We start from the raw sequence: 644 nt of genomic DNA on the forward strand, positions 1-644 counted from the left end.
TTTTTAAATCTTGGTTCATTGATTTTGAACCGTTTGGTGGTGTGAAGCCCTCTGATTGGAAGACAGCAAATCTTACAGATATTGCTGAGTACCTTAATGGACTAGCTATGCAAAAGTATCGACCATTTGATAATGAGGAAAGCTTACCTGTCCTTAAAATAAAGGAATTACGACAAGGTATTTTTGACTCATCAAGCGATTTATGTTCAGCAGATATTAAAAGCTCATATATAATTCAAGATGGTGATGTTATTTTTTCTTGGTCTGGTAGCCTTCTAGTTGATTTTTGGACTGGAGGTATTGGTGGACTTAATCAACATCTTTTTAAGGTTAGTTCTCAAGAATATGATAAGTGGTTTTACTATAGCTGGACAAAGTATTATCTTGATGAGTTCGTTGCAATCGCTGCAGATAAAGCAACTACAATGGGACATATAACTAGAAAGAGTTTAGAAAAAGCTGAAATTTTAATACCAAATGACCATGACTATAAATCTATCGGATTATTACTAGCACCGACTTATAACCAGATCATTTCTAATCGTATTGAAAATCGTAAATTGATGGAAGTAAGAAATTCCTTACTTCCAAAACTCCTCTCTGGCGAAATTCCCGTTAATCAAGTCACTAAATGATGATTTATC

1 protein-coding gene is annotated in these 644 nt (G+C 34.0%); it reads left to right on the top strand.

Annotation, left to right across the window (positions count from 1 at the left end; translation table 11 throughout):
* A partial coding sequence (locus tag SSIN_RS08030) for a restriction endonuclease subunit S (RefSeq protein WP_052076777.1) occupies positions 1–635 on the top strand: 635 nt, incomplete at its 5' end.
* Positions 636–644 lie beyond the last annotated feature (9 nt).

This window comes from Streptococcus sinensis (assembly GCF_000767835.1).
Lineage (GTDB): Bacteria > Bacillota > Bacilli > Lactobacillales > Streptococcaceae > Streptococcus > Streptococcus sinensis.